At 41.1% G+C, this 21,530-nt stretch carries 27 protein-coding genes; 3 read left to right on the top strand and 24 right to left on the bottom strand.

Going from position 1 to position 21,530, the window contains the following annotated elements; translation table 11 throughout:
- Positions 1–40: 40 nt before the first annotated feature.
- A complete protein-coding gene (locus tag ACMVP2_RS19930; protein ID WP_416864801.1) occupies positions 41–805 on the top strand; it encodes a DUF3667 domain-containing protein in 765 nt (254 codons plus the stop codon).
- 61 nt (positions 806–866) lie between these two features.
- On the top strand, positions 867–1,163 hold the full coding sequence (locus ACMVP2_RS19925; protein WP_416864800.1) for a putative quinol monooxygenase: 297 nt from the start codon (positions 867–869) through the stop codon (positions 1,161–1,163).
- 379 nt (positions 1,164–1,542) lie between these two features.
- Here the strand turns inward: ACMVP2_RS19925 and ACMVP2_RS19920 are convergent, their stop codons facing one another.
- The gene (locus ACMVP2_RS19920; protein ID WP_416864799.1) at positions 1,543–3,351 is read right to left on the bottom strand and encodes a right-handed parallel beta-helix repeat-containing protein; all 1,809 of its coding nucleotides are present in this window, start codon (positions 3,349–3,351) and stop codon (positions 1,543–1,545) included.
- A 291-nt stretch (positions 3,352–3,642) separates the two neighbouring features.
- Between ACMVP2_RS19920 and ACMVP2_RS19915 the strand changes: the two genes are divergently transcribed.
- Positions 3,643–3,927, top strand: a complete 285-nt coding sequence (locus ACMVP2_RS19915) for a putative quinol monooxygenase (protein ID WP_416864798.1) — start codon at positions 3,643–3,645, stop codon at positions 3,925–3,927.
- Positions 3,928–3,999: 72 nt separating this feature from the next.
- On the opposite strand, the gene ACMVP2_RS19910 is transcribed toward ACMVP2_RS19915, so the two are convergent.
- The 23 genes from ACMVP2_RS19910 to ACMVP2_RS19800 form a co-directional block, all read right to left on the bottom strand.
- Positions 4,000–4,689 (bottom strand): heavy metal transporter, encoded by a 690-nt coding sequence (locus ACMVP2_RS19910; RefSeq protein ID WP_416864797.1) that lies wholly within the window; start codon positions 4,687–4,689, stop codon positions 4,000–4,002.
- Positions 4,690–4,920: 231 nt separating this feature from the next.
- Positions 4,921–5,481, bottom strand: coding sequence for a DUF4256 domain-containing protein (locus tag ACMVP2_RS19905; protein ID WP_416864796.1), 561 nt, complete (start codon positions 5,479–5,481; stop codon positions 4,921–4,923).
- 4 nt (positions 5,482–5,485) lie between these two features.
- The gene (locus ACMVP2_RS19900) at positions 5,486–6,073 is read right to left on the bottom strand and encodes a YdeI/OmpD-associated family protein (protein ID WP_416864795.1); all 588 of its coding nucleotides are present in this window, start codon (positions 6,071–6,073) and stop codon (positions 5,486–5,488) included.
- A gap of 62 nt (positions 6,074–6,135) precedes the next feature.
- A complete protein-coding gene (locus ACMVP2_RS19895) occupies positions 6,136–6,537 on the bottom strand; it encodes a DoxX family protein (protein WP_416864794.1) in 402 nt (133 codons plus the stop codon).
- A gap of 49 nt (positions 6,538–6,586) precedes the next feature.
- Positions 6,587–7,048 carry an SRPBCC domain-containing protein gene (locus tag ACMVP2_RS19890; RefSeq protein WP_416864793.1) on the bottom strand — a complete coding sequence of 154 codons (462 nt, stop codon included), beginning with the start codon at positions 7,046–7,048 and terminating at the stop codon, positions 6,587–6,589.
- A 10-nt stretch (positions 7,049–7,058) separates the two neighbouring features.
- A complete protein-coding gene (locus tag ACMVP2_RS19885; protein ID WP_416864792.1) occupies positions 7,059–7,379 on the bottom strand; it encodes an ArsR/SmtB family transcription factor in 321 nt (106 codons plus the stop codon).
- 114 nt (positions 7,380–7,493) lie between these two features.
- Complete coding sequence (locus ACMVP2_RS19880) at positions 7,494–7,859, bottom strand: DUF2200 domain-containing protein (RefSeq protein ID WP_416864791.1); 366 nt, start codon at positions 7,857–7,859, stop codon at positions 7,494–7,496.
- A 353-nt stretch (positions 7,860–8,212) separates the two neighbouring features.
- Positions 8,213–8,536, bottom strand: a complete 324-nt coding sequence (locus ACMVP2_RS19875; protein ID WP_416864790.1) for a hypothetical protein — start codon at positions 8,534–8,536, stop codon at positions 8,213–8,215.
- Between the two features lie 320 nt (positions 8,537–8,856).
- A complete protein-coding gene (gene dgoD / locus ACMVP2_RS19870; protein WP_416864789.1) occupies positions 8,857–10,107 on the bottom strand; it encodes a galactonate dehydratase in 1,251 nt (416 codons plus the stop codon).
- Between the two features lie 402 nt (positions 10,108–10,509).
- A complete protein-coding gene (locus ACMVP2_RS19865; protein WP_416864788.1) occupies positions 10,510–11,442 on the bottom strand; it encodes a DUF5694 domain-containing protein in 933 nt (310 codons plus the stop codon).
- A gap of 113 nt (positions 11,443–11,555) precedes the next feature.
- Complete coding sequence (locus ACMVP2_RS19860; protein WP_416864787.1) at positions 11,556–11,927, bottom strand: VOC family protein; 372 nt, start codon at positions 11,925–11,927, stop codon at positions 11,556–11,558.
- Positions 11,924–12,304 (bottom strand): VOC family protein, encoded by a 381-nt coding sequence (locus ACMVP2_RS19855; protein ID WP_416864786.1) that lies wholly within the window; start codon positions 12,302–12,304, stop codon positions 11,924–11,926. The genes ACMVP2_RS19860 and ACMVP2_RS19855 overlap by 4 nt, the downstream gene beginning before the upstream one ends.
- 65 nt (positions 12,305–12,369) lie before the next feature.
- Complete coding sequence (locus ACMVP2_RS19850; protein WP_416864785.1) at positions 12,370–12,816, bottom strand: hypothetical protein; 447 nt, start codon at positions 12,814–12,816, stop codon at positions 12,370–12,372.
- Positions 12,817–12,912: 96 nt separating this feature from the next.
- A complete protein-coding gene (locus ACMVP2_RS19845) occupies positions 12,913–13,608 on the bottom strand; it encodes a hypothetical protein (protein ID WP_416864784.1) in 696 nt (231 codons plus the stop codon).
- The gene (locus tag ACMVP2_RS19840) at positions 13,605–13,745 is read right to left on the bottom strand and encodes a hypothetical protein (protein WP_416864783.1); all 141 of its coding nucleotides are present in this window, start codon (positions 13,743–13,745) and stop codon (positions 13,605–13,607) included. Before ACMVP2_RS19840 ends, ACMVP2_RS19845 begins: the two co-directional genes overlap by 4 nt.
- A 453-nt stretch (positions 13,746–14,198) precedes the next feature.
- Entirely contained in the window at positions 14,199–14,636 is a 438-nt protein-coding gene (locus tag ACMVP2_RS19835; RefSeq protein WP_416864782.1) for a nuclear transport factor 2 family protein, read from the bottom strand.
- Positions 14,633–15,052, bottom strand: coding sequence for a nuclear transport factor 2 family protein (locus tag ACMVP2_RS19830; RefSeq protein WP_416864781.1), 420 nt, complete (start codon positions 15,050–15,052; stop codon positions 14,633–14,635). The genes ACMVP2_RS19835 and ACMVP2_RS19830 overlap by 4 nt, the downstream gene beginning before the upstream one ends.
- Positions 15,053–15,054: 2 nt before the next feature.
- On the bottom strand, positions 15,055–16,176 hold the full coding sequence (locus ACMVP2_RS19825; RefSeq protein ID WP_416864780.1) for a pyridoxal phosphate-dependent aminotransferase: 1,122 nt from the start codon (positions 16,174–16,176) through the stop codon (positions 15,055–15,057).
- Between the two features lie 95 nt (positions 16,177–16,271).
- Positions 16,272–17,075, bottom strand: coding sequence for a type II CAAX prenyl endopeptidase Rce1 family protein (locus ACMVP2_RS19820; protein ID WP_416864779.1), 804 nt, complete (start codon positions 17,073–17,075; stop codon positions 16,272–16,274).
- 18 nt (positions 17,076–17,093) lie between these two features.
- Entirely contained in the window at positions 17,094–17,972 is an 879-nt protein-coding gene (locus ACMVP2_RS19815; protein WP_416864778.1) for an alpha/beta fold hydrolase, read from the bottom strand.
- Between the two features lie 174 nt (positions 17,973–18,146).
- Positions 18,147–18,758: a hypothetical protein gene (locus ACMVP2_RS19810; protein WP_416864777.1), complete on the bottom strand. Its 612-nt coding sequence runs from the start codon at positions 18,756–18,758 to the stop codon at positions 18,147–18,149.
- Positions 18,759–18,813: 55 nt separating this feature from the next.
- Entirely contained in the window at positions 18,814–19,620 is an 807-nt protein-coding gene (locus tag ACMVP2_RS19805) for a helix-turn-helix domain-containing protein (protein ID WP_416864776.1), read from the bottom strand.
- A gap of 410 nt (positions 19,621–20,030) precedes the next feature.
- Positions 20,031–21,383, bottom strand: coding sequence for an amidohydrolase family protein (locus ACMVP2_RS19800; RefSeq protein ID WP_416864775.1), 1,353 nt, complete (start codon positions 21,381–21,383; stop codon positions 20,031–20,033).
- Positions 21,384–21,530 lie beyond the last annotated feature (147 nt).

Genomic DNA, 21,530 nt, shown 5'->3' with positions numbered 1-21,530 from the left:
CTGTGATAGTTAAGCAGCCGTTTTGCTAATTTCACCTCCGATGGTATGTAAAAACTGCGGAACGGTGTTTCAGGGTAATTTTTGCCCTAACTGTGCACAAAGCGCCAGCGTGGATCGCTTTGATATGAAAACATTGCTGGCGGAGTCTTTCGAATCGTCGCTCGATATCGAGACCGGCCTGTTTGGCACCCTCAAAGAACTGGCGATTCGTCCGGGACAAGCCATTAGGGGGTATATCGATGGCAAGCGGCTCAGTCTTTATGTCCCGGCCAAGTTCTTGCTGTTGGTTGGCGCTGTCACCACCATTCTTTCCATCCGCTACGGCATCTTCAAAGTGGCTCAGGAAAGCAACTTTTTTGAAGACTGGCATTGGTACAAAATGCATTTCGTTGGTTTCTGGGACTTTGCCAACGAGTATTCTACCCTCATCAACATCATCGCCATCCCTATCTATACCTTTTCCACCTGGCTTTTTTTCAAACCCATTGGCGACAACTTTTCGGAGCATCTGGTGATGAATATTTATGTAACCGCCCAGCAACTGGCGCTCATCGTCATCATGTTCCCATTTCTTCAGCTATTCCCGGATGCCAAGGCGGCCATCATAACCGTTTACACAGTAATGGTGCTTCTGTACAATATTTGGGTCTACACCACTTTCTTTCGAATGAAAAACTGGATGGGTGTTACGCTGTCGATCATGGCCACAGCCTATGCCCAGCTCTGCACCATCATCATGACACATTTGACTTTCCTGGCACTGGACATGTTGAACTTGCTGCCCTATCTGGAGTTTGAGTTGTAACAAGACAGCGGAAAAAATTGTATCTTTAGAAGACAATTTCACCTTAAAACACCCGCCAGCGATGCTCTACGTAATGGTTCAATTTCGTGTAAAAGAAGGCCATGTGCAGGAAGCCGAAAAGCTGATACGTGACTTCATAGATAACATCAGAAATAACGAGCCTGGCACGCTGGCCTATCAGTCATTTCAGTTCAATCACGACATCCAGGAGTTTGTGCACCTGATGTGTTTTACAGGCGAGGATGCCGACGAAAAGCATAAAGACTCCCCTTACATCAAGCAGTTTGTGGACACTCTATACCCGCTCTGCGAGAGTGAACCCAGGTTTCATCACCTGGGGTTGGTGGCGGAGAAGTAAGGCGTATTTAGATAAAAAAGTGGGGCAGTTTGCCAAAATGAGTAGGGACTATTTATTTTAATTGAGATATTTTTTAACTATTTTAAACATCAGGAGACAGCGGATAAACTACTGCCTTTACTGGTTGTAAGCTTTTAGAAATGGGAGAGAGCAAAGGTCAGTCAAACAGGCTTATATTCAGCTTTGCTCAATTTGCTATTATTGGCAATTCATCAAATTGTAAATATCATTTTGTCAAGTTGTCCCCTTAACTGTTCAAGACAAATCAATTTTTTTCAGACCTCCATACTCTTCGACCAAAGAATAGCGAGCATTTTGAGGAGGCTTAGTCAGATCGAACTTGGCTGGAGTTAATATTTTTTCGTCCACATTTTGGCTGCTATCTATTTTGGACAGGTGTAAGCAATAAAGGCACAATAACCTGTGGCCCGGCCTCTTCAATTACTTTTAGAGCCTCACCCGGCCAATTCTCCCCTTCAATTTCAATATTGTTCTCGAATACATTTCCTTCTGTCCTTACAACAATCTCGTCTCCTTTTAAATACCAGTTCTGTCGAAAGGTATTTCCATAGTTTGGTTTGTTCCATGATGAAAGTGCTCTGGGAGCAGATCCAATTACATTGCGCTCTATCGTGTAATAACAACTGCCTTTGTCTAGATATATAGCAGCCATTGGCCAATCCTCATTCCAATTGCCTCTGTTGATATGATGGATGTAGTTGTTGGAAAACTCGGTACCAGGTGCTTTCGAAAGAGAATAGATGCCAGCGCCATCGTCGTGTAATTGCATCACATGGTGGATATCATTGTAACGGACCTTATTGTTTTTAAGATTTGTGGTTGCATCAGTCCATCCCCATCCTATGCTTATCGCCGTATAGGGTAAATCAAAAATCTCATTGTGTTCAATCACAATACCGTTCACATAGGTCGCATTGATTCCAACGCCTCCTGTGTAGTCACGAGCTACTTTCGTGATATAATTATTATCGATCGAGTCTCCTTTGCATTCATGAGCGGTATCGGGGTTGGGATTCCCGACATCGGAATATACCTGTATACCATTGCTAGCTATCTCTGTTATCAGGTTCCCCCTAACAACATTATTGTATGATGAATGAGAAAATTCTATCCCCATTCCACCAAAGAATCGTACAACATTCCCATCAAACCGAATATTATTCGATCGAACAATCCGGATACCACCTGGTATGAATCCTGCGCTGTAGCCCCGGCGAGCCCCGGCCTGAATACCGATTCGTGCTTCATCCGGCATGGCCCAATTTGTGTGTTCGAATATCAAACCCTCAAATGACAGATGGCTTGCGCCATCAATATTGAGTAGTATATTTTGAACAGGAGCAACTACCACGGCGTTTTTCATAGATTCACCCTCCAAAGGATGATAATACACCTCAGCCGATGATTCATCGAAAAACCACTCACCCGGAACATCCAACAGGTCAATGGAATTTTCAAAATGAAATGGTTGTTTATCAGCCCACCCTGGGCAGCATCCTTTTTGCCAGGGTTCTGTACTCATTTCAGGTTCTCTAAAATAAACCCACGCCTGATCACCTTTGATTTCGAACCGGTCAATTCGGTACCTAGCCTGATTCCAATGGTGTTTAATTACCATTTCTATGTCTTGGATTCCAGCCCAAGTCTGTATTTCGGAGGCATTCACCCTCACTCTTCTACCCTCAGCCTCCCAGCCCTTGTACCAGTAGTAAGGCCCAAAATTTATTTCGTCGGTCTTATTCGGGCTTCTTGCCCGTGTAGCCCTGACACCATTGACGTAAAGCTGCCTAAACATTGGTCCTCCATAAAAAGCTTTATAGATGCCTCCACCCACTTCCAACCAATTGCCTATCCGCACACCTCCACTAATACTTGAAGACTGGTCGCCAAATCTCTTGTAGCGCACATAAAACCCGTTCCTGCCTCCATGTCTCTCTGAAAAAGTCAGTGTGGTGTCCAATTTATACCTTCCTCCCAACAGGTATACAATTATGTCGCTTGCCATCGACGGAGTAAAGTCCGCAACTTTCTGTTGCACAGCCACAAGGCTGCAAGGTCGTTTCAATGAGCATTTGTCACCTTTGCCATCAGGAGCAACATATAATAAAACCTGCGCCTTTGCATTAACAAAAAGAAAAAACAGAAGTAGCAAAGCAATATTTTTCATGGGTAATTACTGAAGTTACTTAAGTGAAAAAAAATAAAAGGCGCCATGCCAAACGACCTGTTAAATTTAACAATATTAATGCAAGGCACTCAAAGCATAAGTAGTTTACTGTAAATTCAGGAAGCTTTGCTATTTTCTCACTTTCAAAAAAACCTATCCGATCGAGTAATTCAAACCTCTGAAACGTTCGACATTGATCACCTAAAACTTCCTGGTTAACCAATAAAATATGTTGATCAGGCCTGACCAATTTAGTACTTCCCACAAAAGAAAAATCCTATGCTCTGCGTAATGGTTCAATTTCGTGTAAAAGAAGGCCATGTGCAGGAAGCCGAAAAGCTGATACGTGGCTTTATCGACAATATCAGAAATAACGAGCCTGGCACGCTGGCCTATCAGTCATTTCAGTTCAATCACGATATCCAGGAGTTTGTGCACCTAATGTGCTTTACAGGCGAGGATGCCGACGAAAAGCATAAAGACTCCCCTTACATCAAGCAGTTTGTGGACACCCTCTACCCGCTCTGCGAGAGTGAACCCAGGTTTCATCACCTGGGGTTGGTGGCGGAGAAGTAACCCACCGATATGCGGCTGACAAGGCAGTACCCTAACACTACCGACGAATTCCTTCTTTCTTTTATACGCTGCTTAAGCCGAAATTTTGGCTTCCTTCAGAATGGTTTCGTAGTGAGCTTTAAGCGCCTCATCAATCGAGTTGTAAAAGTCGGCCAACTCCATTTCATCCAGGTCTATTATCACCTGATTGTTGTTGGTCAGCTGCACCTGAATCTTGTGAAGAACATTCCTCTCATCTTTCACAGGTATAATGTGCTGAACCTCGGCTATCTTAAAAACGCCTTCTTTTCTATTGTTTTTATAGGCGATCTCCTCATTGGTCAGCTTCAAAAAATCATTGTAGTTATTGATCCCGGAAATTAACTTCCCCGCAACGGGTGCAATGACACAAATGGCCGCCCAAATGAAGAAGCGAACCTGATTTACTTCGTAGTTGGCATAAATGAAAACGAAAATTGCAGGTATGCTGAAATAGATGAATAATTGTGTCAGCAACTTGTTTCGGTGGTTTCTGAAGACCACCTGCCCTTCGGTGGGCACTACTGTAATGGGGAACAAGAATTCTTCCCAAAGGATTAACACCATAATAACGACCGCAAGACCCACCAGGGCCATGCCTATATACCCGCTGGTGTCGTCTTTGAGTTCGCCGAAGGGAGCCTCAAAAAGCTGGGAGCCCAAAAAGGATGATAAAGCAAAAATAAGCAAAAGAAGCCCCACGCTAAATTCCACCGGATAGGCCGGCCTGATGATCTTTCCCATAACACTGACGTCTAGCTACGATTATTTTTTCTGCGATATTACTAAAAAAACAATCTCGAAATCTGCTTTTGTTTTGGGTGACAGGAATAAGTAGATAAATGTATTGTTCGATCAGACAAAGAGAGGTGTAAGCCGACGATTTGCGGCCTGACATGTGAGGGAGATGCCTCCACCAAACGACTTGAATGCCCCGGAGCTCACACGGCTACCAACGGGTTAGATTCTACTAATTCACACCCGCAGCGAACCACGAAAGCCCCTGGCGCCATAGTAAGACTCTGCACCGTTGTGGTACAGAAACACATGATTGAAGCGGCGGTCACAGAATAGAGCACCGCCAAGCTTTCTTATGGCAGGAGGCGTTTGCACCCAGCTTGAGGTTTTCAAGTCGAACTCTCCAAGGGTTTGCAGCATCCGATAGTTTTCCTCCGTCAACAGTTCTATACCCATGTTGGCGGCCATGTTGGCAGCACTGTCGGCTGGCTTATGTTCTTTCCTCGACTCCAGTGCCTCATGGTCGAAACAAAGGCTTCTCCGGCCTTTAGGGCTTTCATCGGAGCAGTCATAAAAAATGTACTCCCCGGTACTGGCATCAAAGCCAACAACGTCGGGCTCACCGCCTGTTGTTTCCATGTCGTCGAGCACCCATAACTTGCCCGGGTTGGCTCCCAATCTTTCCTTTACTTTGGCCCATTCCAGCCCTTTATGGCGATTCATGTGCTTCTCAAAGCGGGCCTTCAGGGTATTTAGCAGCTCTTCGCTTTGTGCTGGTGACAGTTCTTTTTTTGACATATGGCTAATCGTTTAGTCCTTTTCCATCCAAAATATGCTGCATATACTTTTCGATCCTTGACTCCCGGGTTTTGGATTGCTTAGGTTGAGAAAAATGCAGCAGGTATCCTCTTTGCCTCCCAGGCGTCAACGCCTCGAAAGCAGCTTTCAAGGCTGGGTTTTCGTCCAGTGTCTGGCGAAACTCATCCGGCATATTGAACTCCGACGTTTTTTTGAGCGCTGCCTGAGCGCCAGATTTTTCTACCCGAATGGCGTCGAGAACATAGCCTTTGATGATCGGCGCCATCTCTGCTACCTGCTCAGCACTGGTAAACCGGAGTTGGCGTGCCACCTGTACATTCTCCGTTTGCTGTATCAGCAAGCCATGCTTGTCCTCCAGCAGCACCCCCTTATGGAAAAGCACAGCGCAGTATTCCTTGAATCCATGGATCAACACCACATTGGTTCCCTGCAGCGTGTAGCAAGGCTTTCCCCATTTCAACTCCTCCACCAGCTCAGTGCCGAGAATAATCCTCCTCAATTGATGGAAGGCCTCCTGCCAGCGGGAAGTTTTACTAAAGAAAGCATCGATACTGGGGCTCATATGGCTCATGTGGCTAAATTTAGGTGAGAGGCAGTAAAAACACAATCCGAGGCATGCATATCGCTACCGGCTCAGGCAACTGAAGCAAGTTTGCGGGACGATGGCCTGAAATACCAAGACACCACAGTCAGCACCAGCAATAACGTTGGCCCAAAGAGCTCCAAGGGATTGCTGTCGGCAGCTACATGAGAAAAGATGGCGCCCACCATATTGAAGAAAAAGCCAGCATAAGCCCACTCCTTCAGCAGAGGAAATTTGGGGACAAGTACCGCCACCACTCCCAAAAGTTTCAGCGGGCCAAGTATAGTGAGGATGTAGCCGGGGTAGCCAAGTTGAGCCATTTTCTCTACCTCCTCCTGCATTTTTATCAGCTGCACGATGCCAGTTGAAGTCATGCCCAGGGCGAGCCAAATGGTGGCAATCCAGTAAGTGATTTTTCCTGCTCTTCCGGCAGGCGGGTGTGTCTTTGTCATGGTTAGTTATTTTGTGTGTTCGGGTGTAAGTTTTAATGTCTTTCAGGCATTAGCTCTGGCCTAATATTTCCTGGATGCGGTTGTGGGCCATATTGATACCTTGCGCAAAGGGCAACTGTAATATTTGGTCACGGATGGCCACTGACCTGTAAACGACGTGCATGGTGAGTTTGCTGGTATCGGCAGTCAGCTTTTCAAATTCAAGAAACTCAAGCTGCACGCCAAAAGGTGCATTGTCCATCTCGAACGTCCTTGTTATTTTCTCGTCGGGGACAAATTCATGTATTGTCCCATTGAAGCCATGCTTGTTCCCTTTTGGGTCGGTGGTTTCAAATTGCCAGCTACCGTGCTTTTTGTTTTCAAGCTTCAGCACTTTCGTGCCCATCCATTGTTCCACAATCCCTGGCTCTACATAGGCCTTAAACAGCAGCTCCAACGGCAAATCAAATTCTCTCGTGATCAGCAATTCCTGCTTGCCATCTTCGGCGTGAATCTTTGTTTTTCGTTCCATAAAATCCTTTTTACCGGGTTTTGTGCTGTTTCATCACAGCTTCCAACTTGTTGAATCTGTCATCCCACATTTTGCGAAATGGTTCAATGAAGTCGGCTATTTCTTTCATTTTTTTCGCATTGAGGTGGTAGGAAATCTCTCTTCCGTTCTGCTCTTGTTCAAGCAATTCGCATTCAGTGAGAATCTGCAGGTGCTTTGACACCGTGGGCCTGGCAGTGTCGAAGTTGGAGGCGATGGCCCCTGCTGTCATCGACTGTGAAGCCACCAGGAGAAGAATCGCCCTCCTTGTGGGGTCGGCTATGGCCTGGAAAACATCACGTCTTAAATTCATTATGTAGCTATTTGACTACAAATATATGTGTAGCTATTTAGCTACGCAATAATTTTGTGGAATAATCAGCACTTCCCCAACAGTGCCTGGCATTTCGGGGGCTCACAGGCAAGCTTAAGCCACCCGCAAAATCTTCTCCATCTTGCGACCTTTTGCCAGCTCATCGACCAGCTTATCCAGGTACCGGGCTTGTTGTGTCAATCGATTCTCGATTTCTTCTACCCGATAACCGCAGATTACGCCGGTGATCAAGTGAGCATTGGGGTGGAGTGAGGCCCCTAGAAAAAATTGTTCGAATGTGGCCTTGTTTTCAATGAGCCCGTTTAGCTTTTCTTCATCATAACCAGTTAACCACTCAATAACCTGATGCAATTCAGCTTTGGTTCTACCCTTTTTTTCAACTTTCGTTACATAATGCGGGTATACCGAAGCGAATGTCATTTTCGCAATACGCTCATCGTGGTGACTTGTGTCCTTCATATTCGATATAGTTTCTAGCAAATTTCGATGGTCCAGCTGGCACGCTCCTGATAACTAGTTTAGGTAAACAAAAATACACAAAGTTGCTGGAACTACATTCGAAGGCATTCCGAAGCCACCGCCATGCCCTGGTCTAAAGCTCCGACGGTTTACTATTTTTGTAATGTGTATTTTATCTACCAAACGTTCAGATTTCACAGCTTCCTTTTTACAGAGTCATCAGGCAATTTTGTCGCCCTGCTCGTTATTGAAACACCCTCCGATTATTGCTATGTCCATTGATAATATAACGTGCCAGCCAAGTTGCATGGTGCGATGGCCTGGAACGAATACCCGTCGCACGAGGAAGCTTTCTACTTTGGCTCAAGGCTCATTACGTAGTCATAGCTTTCATCCAATAGCTTTGCAACATTGCTCGGATTCTCAAGCATTTCCTCAGTGACCAAAATGTATCCATGCATCACAGAATTGTAGGATTTATAGATTGTCGTCCTAAATTCCTTCAAGTACCTTTTTTTTACTTCTTCGGAAAACCTTATTCCTATTTCACCAGCTTTATTGACAAGGGAAAACATGTAGCCGTTCGCAGATGTATAAGGCATTGTCTTACCTTTTCGCTCAAAACGTGGACATTTGGCGACTAATTCATCGTATATTTTCACTTGTTCCGCCCACATCAGTTTTTAGTTTCTTATAAGTTACAAATATTTAAACTGCTCCATCCATTTTGAAAGTTGTTTTTCACACTCACCTCGATTTGATGTTGACGTCATTTTATAACTATCATCAGCGTCTAACGTGAGTGCTGGAATGCTACGCACTTCCGTCTCCACTTGTACTTAGCCCCGTTTTTGCCAGCCACAGCTTTAGCGAAGGATTGAAATGCTCTACGACATTATGCGTGAAATGCCTCTTACACATTGTGTGCCATGAAGGCTGAAAGCCGAAAACGCTGAACCTGTCTGCCAACGAAATTTCCAGAAACCATCCCCCAGTCCTACCAGTCAACCACCGAGCCATCCGAATTGAGGTAGGATTCCTGGTTGTGCCACTCGTGGCCCAGCTTGTCGGCGATGGCGTCTTCGTCGAGTTCAATGCCCAGCCCAGGCCCCTTTGGCGTTTCCACATGTCCGTTTTTCACCACGAAGGGCGTTTTGATGTATCCCTCGCCCAGCGTTACCTGCTCCTGACATAAAAAGTTAGGGATGCAGGCTGCCAGTTGCAATCCACTGGCCAACGAGATGGGTCCTAACGGATTGTGCGGAGCAATGGTCGCATAATAGGCCTCAGCCATGCCTGCAATCAGCCTGCCTTCAAAGATTCCCCCCGCATGGCAGAGGTCGGGTTGAAGGACACTGGCCGCTTGCTTTTCAAGGATCTCCCGAAAGCCCCACTTGGTAAAGACCCGCTCCCCGGTCGCAATCGGCAGGTGGGTTTGCCTGGCCAGGCTCGCCATAATGTCCACATTTTGGCAGTTAACCGGCTCCTCGATAAAAAAAGGCTGGTAGGGCTCCAGTGCGTGAATCAAAAGCCCGGCAGTTTGCGGACTAATGGCACCGTGGAAATCGATGCCCACATCACCATCTTTGCCGGCGGCACACTTCAGCTCAGCAAAGTCCGCCGTAGCCTCCTCCACAAATTTTTGGGTGGCTATCACTCCCGATTGCGTGGCGTTCCTTACGCCGGTCTTAAAGGCAGTAAACCCTTGCTCCTTTGCTTTTTTGATCGACTCGGCCGTGCGGGCGTGGGCATACACCCTGATTCTGTCACGGGTAGGGCCACCCATAAGCTCGTAAATAGGCACACCCAAGGCCTTGCCTTTTATGTCCCACAGTGCCTGGTCGAGGCCACTGAGTGCACTGGTGAGAATGGGGCCTCCCCGGTAAAATGAATGGCGGTACAATGCCTGCCAGTGGTGAATGATGCTTCTGGCGTCTTTCCCAATTAAATAAGGCTCCATTTCTTTAATGGCAGCGGCGCAGGTGTCGGCCCTGCCTTCGGTGATGGGCTCGCCTAAACCAACAATACCCTGATCGGTGTGCACCTTCAAAAAGAGAAACCTGGGCTTTACTTTGAAGATCTCCAGCCGGGTGATCCTGATCGCCTCCCGCTCACCGGCAAAGGACGGGCTGTTGGAACTGAAGGCTTTCACGCTATAAATGCCCGTGGTGCTCAGGGCAATGGAGGCGAAGGCCTTTTTGAAGAATTTCCTGCGGGAGTTGGAGGAGCTGTCGTCTATTGGTGTCATATAGGGCGTGTTTAGGTTTCTTTCTGGTTCGTGATGGCGGGAACTCATGTGACAGCTGTTTTCACCCCTTCAAGATTACCCCCTACCCAACACAGCAACACTACAGATTTTACACTCTCTTTCAGCAGCCAATTACCCTCCAACCACCACTACATGCGCAATGGTTTTGATAGAAGGCCTCTAAGGCTCCGCACAGTCAACTCTTCAATTTAGAAAATTAACACAGTCTTCAAAACTTGTCGTTCCAAAGGATGATGGTAGGTGCACTCCAACGGTCTCGGCTATGCTTAGTGAGGAATTTCAAGGCACTTCACTGTCCGCTTACCGAAAAGTTTATTTAATGTAAATGCTTTCATATCAGCAGTTTCCCCCGCATTACGTATAGCCAATGTTGTGCGGTCGTTATTTTCCATTATTCAAAAAGTTATTAGAATCAACAATACTGAACTCGGGATTATCATCTAAAAATTGCTTCAAATGCTTTAGGTGTCCGCTACCGAAAATGATTAAAATTCTATCATTCTCATCGGTCTGTTCAATGATATTACGGTATATAAACAGGTTTCTCTTATACCATTCAGTGGCCAGTTCTACACCAATATTGTTGAAATCATAAGAACGCATTTGATAAGGAAGTCCATCAATTTCCTGTTCCACTTCTTTATAACTAAACAACACATTTGAAGTATCTTTTACAATAATCGCTACGTTGTTGTAATAGTTGTGATTATTTAAAATTTGCTGCCAATCATTCAGATGAATCAAATTTTCCATTACTGTATTTTGAGTAAAGTTCTTTTGCCGTTTTTCCATTTGTTGTTTGTAATCGGCATTATATTCTTGGTACTGTTTTATAGAAAGTGTGTCTGCAATAAAATCCGCATAAGGTGCTAAATATGCTCCGGAATGATCTACTGCCAGAATGTCTTTAATACCCAATTTTTTTGCTAGCCTAAACCCTAATTGATATACCTCATTTTGTCCACCATTAATGTCTTTTAATGATAAACCATTATTTGCATACAGGGTAAACAAACTGTCTATTTTGACTTGTTGGCTAGGCAGGAATTCAACAAATATTTTGTTTGGTTTATATTGCGCTAACAAATCAACAACTTCTCGAATCTCAGTCTGTCTTTGTTTTGTGAAATAATCATCGATTTCGAGATTATAGGTATCCATTCCAGGATTATCAAAATGATATACTCCAAGAATCATTGCTTCTTTTGTTGCTCCCGAAGATAACTGTGTTGATTTATTCTGGCTCCCCATTTGATCGCATCCTATTAGTATAGATAATGTTAGGAGGACCATTATTACATGTATTTTATTCATAATTGCATTCTTTAGATAAATTGAACTATGGATAAATCTGTAAAATTTTGTCCGCTAATATTTTGGCGACGTTGCCGCCACACAAGTCTGTTATACTGTATTTTGTAGCCATATCAAGTATATTGAACAATATCAATTAGAAGTCCACCTGGATCCTGGATGGTAAAATGGTGACCATTGACAGGTTCATTGACCAATGGGACTTTAATTGGAATATCTCTCTTTTTAATTCTTTGAAACTCTGCTTCTACGTCCTTTACTTCCATTTGAAGTATGGCACCCCGACCATTGAACTCAGGGTGAAATATCGGATTAACAAAAGGCGAATGAGGAATACAGAACAACAACTCATAGTATGGTTTCTTTTTGTATTCGAGTATCACGAAACCTTCAATTTCCAACCTAACCTGAAAATCAAAATACTGTGTGTAAAAAGCTCTACACTCAAGTACTTTAGATGTGTATATCTCAAAGCCGAGTTTCATGATTCAGGTGTTGAATATTTTACGATATCTATACCAATTCCATTCGGATCTTCAATGGCGAAATGTCTATCTCCCCATGGTTCATCACGTAGCTCCACTTTGATTTCAACTCCTTTACTTTTCAAGTCCTCGTAAATGCTGTCCACGTCATCTACTTCAATAGTCAAATACAAACCTTGCCCGTTGTAAGGTTTATGAAAAAACGGTTGTTGTGATGGATGATGTGGGAGCAAAAAACTAAGCTCTGCCTGCCGATTAGGCGTATGCATCAAAAGGTAAAATTCGTTTTCAAATGTTACCCCAAATCCTAATTTTTCGGTGTAGAAATACTTGCTTTTTGCTAGTTTTTCTGTGAGAATACCGGCATTGAGTTTCATGTTTTTTGATTTTTAAAATTTGAGTTAAGTTCTGTTACTGATTTCTTCTCCAGTGTTTTCAAAAATTATAGGCGTTCATAAACCCTAGATGACCATGGACAGACACGATCAAGCCCTGTGCTATCTGGATTGGCAGGAAATGCATCACACCATTCAATGGAGGCTTCAACTAAATCCCACTCATTATGAATAAAGTGCCAGTCATAGTTTGGATTGTAATCGCATTCACCCGGTGAAAGTAAGCCGTTTATGTGCTTAATTCGGTTATCTAGAGGTTTGTCAAGTTCTTCATCAGCTTTTAGAATTACATTTTCATCAGAGGTCGCTGCAGAAAAGTACAGTGTATCGGTATTTCTAATGAATATGAACTTATACACTATTAATCTGTCTGAATCCGCACATGTGAAATTATTATTATGATTGGGTTCTTCGATCATCATATCAGAGCATGACATTGACATCACAGACAAAACTGGAAAAATAATGAGTAGATTATTAATAGTTATTTTCACTTTTTTAATATGTTTAGTAGGATTAATTAGGGTTATTTTATTGCATAAACACTTTGTTTCTAATGTTTTCCTTTTTAAATACTTTTAATAATAATTTCAATTTAAACTGAGACTATCATTCAAATTAATGGTCGCCGGTATGTATCCATTATGTAGTTGATTATCAATTGATTCATCACCACTTAAACTAGTATCCTCTGTTCCAATTTTAAACCTTATGCCATAAAGTTCATCTTCCTTTGAAGTGTAACTAATAACAATTTTGGTGTTTTCATCCATGAGCGTATTATCAATAATCATCTCCATTTCTCGATAAGAACCTGAATGCCAGGTATTGGCCATCCAGCCAAAAAGGTTATAAAATTCTTGAATCGTGTCAACACCATCTTCATGTTGTTCCTGCCAGGCAACTGGGTCTCTATAAATCCAATCGAATTCGGTTTTAAGTGGCTTGAATGTATGGTGGTGTTTGACAAAATCTATTTGACCTAATGCCGCAGAGGCATGGAGTACCGTGATTACATCTTCACTGACTAGGTAAGTGTTAAGAATACTACTCGTGTTGGATCGAATGGCTATGTATGTGAAATGTTGAGACTTTTTAATGAAAAATTTATGGGACTTAATGTCATACTGCATTTGAGTAGTATCAAGAACTTCTCGTGCGGATATGTATCCATCTATAGTATATAGATCGCCTAAAAGGTTGAGGTTCGTCCATCGAGTGCTTTGAGCATTCCCATTGCCAATGAATATGACAAGAGTTGCAGCTAGCAAGATTAAGATTCTCATCTTTGAACAAACAGAATGACATCTTCTTTGCCTTCATCAATTAAATGTAGCTTATCGTAATCTGTAGTCAGGTAGATTGACTCAAATGGATAGACGTTGGTTTCCAGCCACTTCTGCGCAGTTGATGTTTCGTACATAGTAACAAGAGTTAGATTATGAACATTCGCTTCATTATTTCTATGCAAATATCCCATATGACTACTAAGAATAATTGTAGAAATACGACCACTTAGCCTATCAAAGTAGCGGTGTGGAATTGTGAAATCGATCCAACCTAAACTTAGATACTTGTTATTCTTGACCTTATTCTTTCAACCTTACCCAAAAGTTATACTCGGTTTGGGAAAATATTCCATAATGGCACTTAAAACCATATGTGGTATTTATTGGATCCTAGAATTAGAATCAGGACAATAGTTAGAGTCTGGTTGCAAACTGGTGGTTATAGACAAGTGGTTTGAAATGAAAGTTCTAACCTAAGGGCAAGGCTACACTTATCTACGGGTGGTATGGCATCCTTTATGGACATTTCATTGATCTAAAAATGGATATAGCACAGATATAATAGATTTAGATACGCTCCAATGACATTATTCCAATGGTGAGCTATGGGTAGCCAAGGCCTGTGCCCGCCCATTATCCATTATGTATATATCGGTAAATTGCAGTTTTACATTAGTGGTATCACCATTACTCAACCTTAATGTGATCTTTTCGGAACCTCTCACAATAGCAAAATCGGTATAGCAAATGATTTCCGGATTGTTTAAGTTAATTTCAATAATATCAAAATCGCTATTGATGAGATTCAATTTTGATTGCGACTTAGAGGAAAAAGTATCGTTTGCATTACCCGCATAGATGTAGTCCTTGTGTAATACCTCGTTTAATAGAGATGTATCCTTTTGATAGTAGGCTTCTTTCCATAAATCTATAAGGCTTACGACATCATTTTCAGTGATTTTTTCTTTGTGGTCACATGCTGTGAAGAGCGCTGAGAGTATTATGAGCAGTGTTAGTATTTTCATTTTATTTCCTTGTAAAATATTTTAGATGTGATTTTCCATTCTCCGTTTATCATCAGGAGCTGCATATAGTCGTGAAAATAGAAGGTGTCATAATCGATTTTTAGTTTGGCTTGTGCAGAATTACCTGTTATCTCAATAGATTCTATGCTAGTCGTCCTTTCCTGTGGTGAGGATGGTTTCATTCCTTTTTCGAAAAAATCAAGTGCATTCACCTCGCGGTATTCACCGTCAGTAATAAATTTCATAGTAGCACTTGAATGAAATGCTTTAGCTAGCGTTTCAAAATCATTATTGGTGCCACCTACTAGGTAATAGTTCAGCACCTTGGTCACTTCGTTAAAATCATCGGCAGATGATTGAGCTTGTGTTGTATGGGCAAGTAACCCGATAAGAATAATTTGTGAGATACGTTTCATAATCAATAATATACTTCTGTTAAACATTTTATTAGTTTGCTCATTTCATCATTTGTACCAATTGAAATCCGTGCATAGTTTGTTTCCTTTATCTTTAACTGACCAATCGTTATTTTTTTATATTCAAGAATACTTCTTAAGTCATCATTATTTGGTGTAGGTAAAAAAATAAAGTTGGTTGCTGAAGCAAATGGAATAATGTCCAGGTCAGTGAGCGCTTTAATAGTAGATTCTTTTACTGAGTTGTTTTTTAATCTGCTCTCTTTTACAAATTGATGGTCATCTATCGATTCCATAGCAGCCATGATTCCAGCACCATTCAAGCTGTGATTATCCCAAACACTAAGATCTTTTAATTTCTCTATTAAAGATGCATGCCCCATCAGATAACCTATGCGTGAGCCAGCCAGGCCATATATTTTAGAAAAAGTGCGAACCACAATCAGTTTAGGGTTGTGATTGATCTGTGTAATTAGAGAGCTATCATCTGAAACATACTCTGTGTATGCTTCATCCAGTATTAAGTAAGAGTGCTTTGTAACTTCTTGACAAAAAGTCAATAAGTCATTTTTTTCAATTTTAGATCCAGTTGGATTATTTGGATTTACTAAGTACACTACGCCAGGGATTCTGGCACATCTTGAGAGTAAATGATCCAAATCATATTTAAATTGTTGGAGCATGGGTACGGACTGTACCTGTCCATTTAGTCTTTGCACGAAACTAGGTAAGATTTCAAAAGTGGGAGTGCAGTAAGTCAATGGGAGTGCTTGCTTAATGATCCAAAAACCTAGTGTCTGCAACAATTCAGAACTGCCAGCTCCTAGGTGAATCATTTGTCTATCCACTCCGTACTTGGCCGCTATTGCATTCGCAAGATCATTAGCCAAATCAAAAGGATATCGATTGGTGGATCCGATATGATTTAAAATTGCTTGTTGAGCTTTCTTTGAAGGGCCATATGGATTTTCGTTTCTGTTTAATCTAATAAACTCAGAATCTATATCTTTTGGTCTTGGTACTAATTCATTGCCTAGAGCTGCAGGTGTTAGAAACAATGATGTAGCTCCTAAGATAGACACTTGTTTTATCCAGTTTCTTCTATTACTTTTTGAGTGATTCATTTGCTTAAAATCTAAGTCAATTCGTAGCTAGATGAAAAATAGCCTTTAAATTTTGACGGCCATTTATAAAAATCTTTATTGATGGGTGAATGTGGTTATTCAACTATGCATTTGTCAACTGAGGTTAACTCATGGATGCCCACAAGTATTAAAACCAATGGAGCGTAGACATATAAGCTCTTTACAATAAATTCTCCAGGGTTATGAGATCCCAATATATCAATGACACCAAGGCTTACATTAAAAGTTAAATGAAGCAGAATTATAGCGATTATTGAACCCTGAGAATGATTGTAAATTATGGACATTAGGATGCTCAACAGAATGACATTGATAGAAAACGCCCAAAAAGGAATTTTTGATTGTGGTGAATCCAAAAACCAGAGAGGAGCGTGCCATAGAGTCCAAATTGCGCCTACAATTAAAGCACTTGCCATCCATCCATATTTATCCTTAACTACTGGATAAAGAAATGCCCTCCAGCCCAGTTCTTCCCCCAATGGCCCCATCAATAGGTTAATGAAAATTAGAGGGAACAGATAGCTGAACTTAAAATTCGACCACTCAATTACACTCCCATTTATTGCCTCAATGAGTAATAGCAATGTAGCAACCACTATAGGAACTAAGGCCAATAACAACCACCATGAATACTTAGGAAAAGAAAACGCAAGATGAATATTAGATACAAACTCCTTTCTTACAATCCAGATGACAATAGCTGCAATATTCGGACTCCAAATGGCAATGAGCCAAATAGGCAGGCCGCTGGATGATTCTGGAGTGTGTGCCCCCGAAATGTTTAACATCAACACAAATGATATTAAGGAGATCATAAAGGTCAATGTTAGAAAGCCCGAAATGGAGTTTTCCGCCAACAATAACTGTATTTTTCCCATAGCTGATGATTTTGGGGTTTATTGCTCTTTTAGCCAGCTAGCTATAATTTCAATTGTCTTTTCAGTTTCCTCTTCCTGTACAAAATGTCCAGCATCAAAAGCATTTGTTTTTTTATTCGAAAAGAAGCTTTTCCATTTCTCTAGATTATTAATCTTAATGAAATCGTCATTTTCACCCCACAGAATTAATACAGGCTTATCCTTTATCACAACTGCATTTTGCCATAGTTCACCATACCAATTAGATGAACCAATTAACGATTTTCCAATATTGAGCAAACCATACCTGCTGTTCTTATTTGGGAAAGGTTTTTTGTAATGATTGTGCACTTGTTTGCTGAGGAGCTTTTTGTTGTGAAAAGCATTTTTGAGCAACACTGCTGGTGAAAAATTAGTGTTTAGATAAAGAAAATTGCCCAAGCTGCTGTGAAGGATTTTATCAATTTTTTGAGCATCTTTATCTTCTTTTGTTTCCCAGAGCCAGGTATTAAACATCACAATCCTTTCCACATTTTCAGGATTTGATATCGCATAAGACAAACCAATTGGCCCACCAAAATCATGAACGATTAGGGTAATGTACTTTAAATTAAGATGTGCTATCAGTTTGCTTAAATTCTTAGCGTGTTCTTGAGGTGTACCAACAAAATTCTTAGGCTTATCAGATAAACCAAAACCGAGATGATCTATGGCTATACATCTGTATTGCTTTGATAGTGTTTTAATATAGTTTCGATAAAGGAATGACCAGGTGGGTGTACCATGAACAAACAATAAAGTTTCTCCTTCTCCTTCGTCTATATAATGCATCTTACCGTAAGTAGTGGCAAAGTAGTTTGATTGAAACGGGTATTGGCTTGTATCTAGCCATTTTTGAGCTGTTGACGTTTCGTACATTTTAATAAAAAATTAGAAATATTAGTAAATGCTTCGTTTTTTTACATGCAAATTTCCAATGTAGCGCATAAAATTAATTGTAGAAATCCGACCAATTAATCTTTTCAACAAACTGTAAATCATTGGTCTACTTTTGTAATCCTGCACTTTTACCTTTGGTGTCTTTTTTCCAAACTAAAAATTGTATCCTACATGAAAAATAAATCCAAAATGCGGCTTAAACCCATTTTTGGCATCTGCAAAAGACCTAGAAAATGGATCGGGATAATAGTTGATGCCGGGTTGTAAGTTCATTGAGAAACTAAAGCGATTAGAGAGGATCATGAATGCTCCCAACTCAATACCCAAAGTCATAGTTTGAACCTTGTCGAGCCTGTTGTAGGAATGGGTGTAGTAACCGCCTAACTGAGGTTTGAGCCAAAATCCTTCCCTAAACATATTTACCAGATACCTGTTAGTTACCAAGGTTCCGCCTAAATGACTAATGCCTGAATTGTTTTTTAAAAAACGATAATTGATAATGGGACGGACCTGAACGCTTTTTTCGTTTTGTTTACCCCAGCGAAACTCATAAACCAGGGGTAAAACATTGGCCTCAACGGCGTTGACGGTATCGTAAGGCTCCAGCAACACGGAGGGAAGGAAGCCTACATATTGTGTACTCAGCGGCTTGCCTTGTCCAAGAAGAACGTTTGGGAACGACAAGATAATTGAAATCAGCAATAAGACACAAAGAAAATATTTGTGCCTTGCAACACGTATTGGAATAAGGTTGACTTTTATCATTTTTCATCCAAATATCCATTCATATTTTGATGAATAATTGTAGAAATCCGACCAATCATTCTCCGATATATCGGTGATAAAGGGTATCTCTAAAAGAGATGAGTTTTTTAGGTGATAACTTTGAAATTGACTTTACTTCATTAATAAGGTGGGGCTGATCGTGATAGTCGTATTCAACCACTAATTCCATCCAATCGACAGATTTATTTTTAATAAGGATAAATTCAAGGTAGTTATTTACACGAATAATTTTACAGTAGTCTTTTGGGGAAATTCCCAACCGTGTCTTGAATAATCGTTGTAATTGACGTTCAGAAACATGAACCTTATCAGTGATCTCAGAAACCTTGATTACACCTTTAGCTTCGTGAATAACTTCAATTGCTTTATGAAATACGGGGCTTTCAATTTTCTGGTTAAGATTCTCGAGTAAAAAATTTTCTGCGATATTAACTTTATCCAAAAAATTATTCTCGCTCAGTTCTGAGTACAAGGCTTCATACTTACCTCTCAAAGTATTCGGGAATTCACTTATTAGTTCTGAGATAGGCTGCTGTATCAATTTATATAAACCTTCACCTATAAATGAAATTCCAAACAAATCAATTTTTCCTCTTTGGTTTATAATTGTGCTAGTTTTTATTGCTGGAAAGATAAAAAATGGGGTTTTAAAGTCGCTATTTTGCGATAAGCTCAACTGTTCAACACTATCTCCAAAATTGAAAACCAGTATATTTTGACCTTTGGGTAAATAACGTGAATTTACACCCTCCTTTGAATTGATATGTCCACTCATCTGCCAGTAACAAAGAACATCTACCTTTAGAATTTTATTGGATACTATTTCTTCAACATAATTCATTTATTATCCGGTTTTGTCTTTTTTTAATACCGCACAACGCCTCGGTAAAATGAGAGTGGGGATTTTAGGCACTACCGCCTCCCGTCACCACTTAGCCACGGCGATGAATAAATTTAACTTTTGTGGCGGACATCCAAGCCATCAATCCTATGATAACTGGTGAAGCCCACATTCATTCTTAGCGTCGTGTTATCAGTTTTTTTTGGAAGCCATTACAGTTGTCCAAACTTGTACTTGGAGCGTTCAAGCCCGAGTTTATTAATTGTGGCAAGTGTCCGCTTAATATTGGATTTGTTAAATCGCTTCGAAAGCTCCAGATAGTGATTGGCCAACAGTTGAGGTTGATCAAACAAACCATGCCGAGTTGTTACTGAACCGGATATTGCTTTTATGCATTATTGGTGGTCATTTCATTCCATTAACCGTTTCTGAACTACGCCGTTTTTAATTACTTTGTTTATTTCTAACGTATTACGGATCGACTCCAACGGATTTTTATCCAGCAATATCAAATTTGCAATTTTCCCTACTTCAATTGAACCCAAACTATCTTGTGCCTTCATCATTTTCGCAGCATTCAGCGTTCCCATTTTAATGATGTCTAATGGCTCCATTCCTCCAATTTCAAGAAGCTGCATTTCTTCGTGTAAACTATAGCCCGGGAAATTAAAATCATTTCCTGTGTCTGTACCCAAGACCATGTTAAATCCCTCTCCGTAAAGGAAGCGAATATCCTCAACTTGAGGGAGCAGTAGAGCCTCAAGACTACTTTCATTTAATCCATATTCTTCCATCAGAATATTCACATAAATCTTTGCACGTTCTACTACTTCCGGGCTTAGCTCGTTGACCATATTTCTGTATTCGGAAAGCATAGATTCAGACCTGAACCATTCAGGGTGGATAGGATATAGAAATGATTTATCAATCATTAAAGTTGTCACCCAATAGGGGTTTCTTTTTCTAAACCTTTGCAGAAGTTGTAGTTGGATGCTGTCTTGTGGATTAATATTTATTCCGGTAAAATGAACAAGGTTTTGAATTCCTCCGTTAATGGCCATTTCCAATTCAGTGTTATCACTAACATGGGCGAAAACTTCAAATCCGTATTTGGAGGCTTCTTTTACGGTCTTATTTATGAATGATTGAGGCATTCGTTCAACAAAAGGGGGAGCAGGGCCATCTTCAATGGTTAATTTGATTCCGACTATTGGGTATTGAGACACTTCATGAACGAGGCGTTCAATTTGGATGGTGTCCTTGAGGTAGAATATGGATTTGCCATCTCGCCAATTGCTGCTTTTATACGTCTTTGATGGATGACGGCCTTCCATTGTAAAATGTTGACTAGTATGGAACACAAAGGGGGCAGCAACTGTATCCTGATTACCCTGTCTGCGCATAGCATGATAGTAATCGTTCGTACATAAGCTTCCTCCCGTTATAAAAATCGAGGTTACTCCATAATGAATAAACCTGGGGAAGTCTCTTTCAAAATCTGTAGTATGCACATGACAATCAAACAATCCGGGGATGAGAAACTTCCCTGATCCCTCAATTCTAATGGCCTCAGTGCCAACCAACGAAGTATCAATAGCAACGATTTTACCTTCTTTTATGCCAATTGAAACTCCTTCCTGAATTGGGTTTCCCATACCATCGATAAGATTTACATTGGAGATAACCAAGTCAAATTCATTTGACGGTTTTTGCTTACAGCCAAATAGAAGGATAATTACAACAAAATAGATTGAGTATTTCATGTGTATATAATTTATTTCTCAGCGGCCAGATGGAATAGCCAAAACCTTTTGGAAGCGATAGTCGACTATTCTCCGACTTTATTCATTCCGCTGGGTATGGACTTTCCTTATGGCTATTTCATGATGTTTTCAATTATCACCAGCGGC

It is taken from the genome of Imperialibacter sp. (assembly GCF_048007035.1).
Taxonomy (GTDB): Bacteria; Bacteroidota; Bacteroidia; order Cytophagales; family Cyclobacteriaceae; genus Imperialibacter.
Note: the sequence above shows the minus strand (reverse complement) of the source record. Positions and strands in the feature narration are given on the sequence as shown.